This window comes from Gammaproteobacteria bacterium (assembly GCA_029884425.1).
Classification (GTDB): domain Bacteria; phylum Pseudomonadota; class Gammaproteobacteria; order S012-40; family S012-40; genus JAOUHV01.
Map to the genome: position 1 here is coordinate 1 of JAOUHV010000086.1, position 3283 is coordinate 3283.

Genomic DNA, 3283 nt, shown 5'->3' on the forward strand with positions numbered 1-3283 from the left:
CATGGCTACCGCGTATCCAAGGCGACCATTTACAATACGTTGGGATTGTTTGCCCGCAAGGGGTTGGTGAAGGAGCGCGTGGTCGATCCCACCAAGGTGTATTACGACACCAAGGTAACTCCGCATCAGCACTTCTATAACGAAGACTCGGGTGAACTGATTGATATCAATCAGGATTTACCTCCGTTGACGCCCAGTCAGCTGCCGGAAGGCACCCGGATCGATAGTGTTGATGTCATCATCCGATTGCGCAACAATTAAACAGTCAATCTAGACTCCCCCATTTTTATAGGGGGAGTTGTTTTTTTTGCCTTTTAGTTCTTTTACCTTGTGCCGACAACAAGTCACAACCACGTAAAAACTCTGGGTGTGAAGCAATTGCCTATGACAAATCTCTTGGCCGAAGCGCGCATTTTGATCGTCGATGACGTGGAAACCAATCGGGAGTTATTGGCATTGGGGTTGGCGGGAAAATATCAGTTGGCGTTTGCGGTGGACGGTCTGGATGCGGTGCAGCAGCTAAAGAAGTCGTCGTTTGATCTGGTTCTGTTGGACCTGCAAATGCCGCGCATGGATGGTTTGGCGACGCTGAAGTACATGGCAGATGACGAAGCATTGCGTCGTGTGCCAGTGATTGTTGTATCCGCAATGGGTGATATGGACAAGGTGGTTCGCTGCATTGAACTGGGCGCCGATGATTATCTGGATAAGCCGATCAATCAGGTGTTGCTACAGGCCAGAGTTCGTTCGAGCATTGAGAAAAAACGTCTGCAGGATCAGCAGGCCAGTTATCTGTTGATGATGGAACAGCATAACCAGCAGCTGTCTGTTCAGGTCGAGCAACAGGTGGAAGAAATTGTGTCTGCCCACCATGCGGCGATACTGGCAATGTCCAAGCTGGCCGAATCCAAAGATCCTGAAACCGGCGCGCATCTGGAACGCTTGCGCGCCTACTGTCATTTGCTGGCGTCACAAATGTCATTGTTGCCAGCGTATGCGGACGTTATTGATCAGCAATTCGTTGATAATATTTTTGCCGCCAGTCCGCTGCATGATATCGGTAAAGTGGGAGTGCCCGATGATGTTTTGCTTAAACCGGGCAAGCTGACGCCAGAAGAATGGGTGCAGATGCGGCGGCATACGTCGATTGGCGCGGACACCCTCAAGGAAGTTGATCGATTACATCCAGGGAATGGTTTTATTCGCATGGGTATCGAAATCGCCGAAAGTCATCATGAACGCTGGGATGGCACGGGTTACCCCAATGGTCTGCAAGGCGAACAAATTCCTTTGGCGGCCAGAATCGTGGCGATTGCCGATGTTTACGATGCGCTGCGCTCAAAGCGCAGCTACAAGGATGGTTTTAGTCACGAAAAAAGTTGCGCCATCATTCTGGAGGGGCGCGGCGGGCAATTTGATCCGGCGATTGTTGATTTATTTGAACAGCTTGCTACTGAATTCGCGCGGATTCGTGAACAGTTTGAAGACGAAAACGAGCTAATCCACGCGGCAGGTTAACTCACATCCCTAACCACTCCACAGATCGAATCCGGGGAATTTAACGGTAGTCGACGATGTCGCTCAAGACGCGACGTGGTGAATCACTGGGAAGTTCGGCAGGATAGCCTACGCTCAACATTGCTACGGGTTGCAGATTGTCGCCAATGTTGAGGCAGGCGCGCAGTGGGGCTTCGTCAAAATAACCAATCCAGGTGGCTCCCAAACCGGCGGCAACCACGGCCAGTTGTGCGTAGGCGGCGGCAATGGTGGCGTCCTGCAGTGCGTACAGGTCTTGGCCGCGTTGACCGAATTTGGCAGCAGAGCGTGCCGGTTCGGCGCAGAAAACCAGGCAGACAGGCGCTTCGTTGATGAAACTCTGCTGACTGGCGATGTTGCTTATTTTCAGGCGGGTTGGCGCATCGGTGACGACCAGAATGCGATAGGCTTGCAGATCACCGGCACTGGGAGCGGCGCAAGCCATTTCCAGGATGGCATGCAGTTTTTCTTTTTCCACCGGCATATCCGTTTGATATTTGCGTATCGAATGACGGTTGCGAACGGTAGTAAAAAAATCCCACATGTCTATCTCCTGCGTGGTTTAAATTATTGGAGTGCCGCCAGTTCGGTTTTGTGTTTGGGGAAATTCTTCTTCAGTACGCGCTGGGCGTCGGCCGCCAGATCGGGCAGTTGTAGTTTCTCGTAACTCTTGATCATTAACACCAGCGCATCGGGCACTGACGGCGTGGTGCCGAAGTATTCCAGCACTTGTTTGCCGCGATTGGCGGCGGCCAGATAGGCTCCGCGACGGAAATAATATTCGCCCACATAAATTTCATAGCGCGCCAAGCTGTTGCGCAGGTAACGCATGCGCTCCACCGCGTCTGCAGCGTAAATGCTGTTGGGGTAATGACTAACCAGATCATCGAAGAACTGGAATGCCTGCTTGGCGGCGCCGGGATCGCGCTTGGCCGGATCCTGGCCGGGTAAGTTGTCGAATACCCCACGGCCTTGTTCAAATTTCACCAGACCTCGCAGGTAGTAGGCATAGTCCACTCGCGGATGGCGTGGATACAGTTTGATGAAGCGATCCAGTGCCGAAACCGCAGAATCCGGTTCGTCGTATTTGTAGTAGGCGTAAGCGATATCCAGCTGTGCCTGCTGGGCGTAACGGCCAAATGGAAAGCGGGCCTCGAGGGATTCCAGACGGGAGATGGCCGTTTCGTAGTCACCAGCGTGCAGCGAGTCATTGGCCTCGTTGTACAGGATGGCGGCGGTTTTATCCGCGTCGGCATCGTCAAGTTCGTCATCGGGCGTTGAGGCGCAGCCCGCTAAAAGCACCGCTAGCAGCAGCACGGAAAATAGATGTTTATGCATGTTTGCGCTGGTTTAACTTCGGTGGAATGGCTTCATAGTATAAACTGTTCCACTTGGTTTTGAATGAGTACGTGTAAAAAAGATGTCTGAGCAAACTTTACAGCAAATGGTGCCGTATTCGGCGGTGGGCAAACGGGTTGACCAGGTATTGGCCGAGCTGTTTCCCGATTATTCCCGCAGTCGATTGCAGGACTGGCTGAAAAAAGGACTGATCACGATTGATGGCCGGGTGGCCAAGGCCAAGGAGAAAGTCCTTGGGGGTGAACAAATCGTGTTTGCCGAAGAAGCGGCGCTGGACAGTTTGCCCAAGGAGCGCTGGGATGCCCAGCCTATTCCGCTGAATGTCGTGTTTGAAGACGAATCGGTGCTGGTGATCAACAAACCGGCGGGTCTGGTGGTGCATCCCGGG

General features: G+C 52.8%; 5 protein-coding genes. 3 read left to right on the forward strand and 2 right to left on the reverse strand.

Translation table 11 applies throughout. The features are described from left to right. The coding region (locus OEW58_13910; protein ID MDH5302441.1) for a transcriptional repressor at positions 1 to 261 on the forward strand (261 nt) is incomplete at its 5' end. A 123-nt stretch (positions 262 to 384) separates the two neighbouring features. Then, a complete protein-coding gene (locus OEW58_13915) occupies positions 385 to 1518 on the forward strand; it encodes a response regulator (GenBank protein ID MDH5302442.1) in 1134 nt (377 codons plus the stop codon). A 40-nt stretch (positions 1519 to 1558) separates the two neighbouring features. Here OEW58_13915 and OEW58_13920 read toward each other — a convergent pair whose 3' ends face one another. Both OEW58_13920 and OEW58_13925 read right to left on the reverse strand, forming a co-directional pair. After that, positions 1559 to 2080, reverse strand: coding sequence for a nitroreductase family protein (locus tag OEW58_13920; protein ID MDH5302443.1), 522 nt, complete (start codon positions 2078 to 2080; stop codon positions 1559 to 1561). A gap of 23 nt (positions 2081 to 2103) precedes the next feature. Beyond that, the gene (locus OEW58_13925) at positions 2104 to 2874 is read right to left on the reverse strand and encodes an outer membrane protein assembly factor BamD (protein ID MDH5302444.1); all 771 of its coding nucleotides are present in this window, start codon (positions 2872 to 2874) and stop codon (positions 2104 to 2106) included. A gap of 82 nt (positions 2875 to 2956) precedes the next feature. Between OEW58_13925 and OEW58_13930 the strand changes: the two genes are divergently transcribed. Next, positions 2957 to 3283: S4 domain-containing protein (locus OEW58_13930; GenBank protein ID MDH5302445.1), on the forward strand; the 327-nt coding region annotated here is incomplete at its 3' end.

What these genes read in the sequence shown, in the direction of transcription:
- OEW58_13915 (MDH5302442.1), top strand. Translation starts at nt 385, where the DNA reads ATGACAAATCTCTTGGCCGAAGCGCGCATTTTGATCGTCGATGACGTG.
- OEW58_13920 (MDH5302443.1), bottom strand. Translation starts at nt 2,080, where the DNA reads ATGTGGGATTTTTTTACTACCGTTCGCAACCGTCATTCGATACGCAAA.
- OEW58_13925 (MDH5302444.1), bottom strand. Translation starts at nt 2,874, where the DNA reads ATGCATAAACATCTATTTTCCGTGCTGCTGCTAGCGGTGCTTTTAGCG.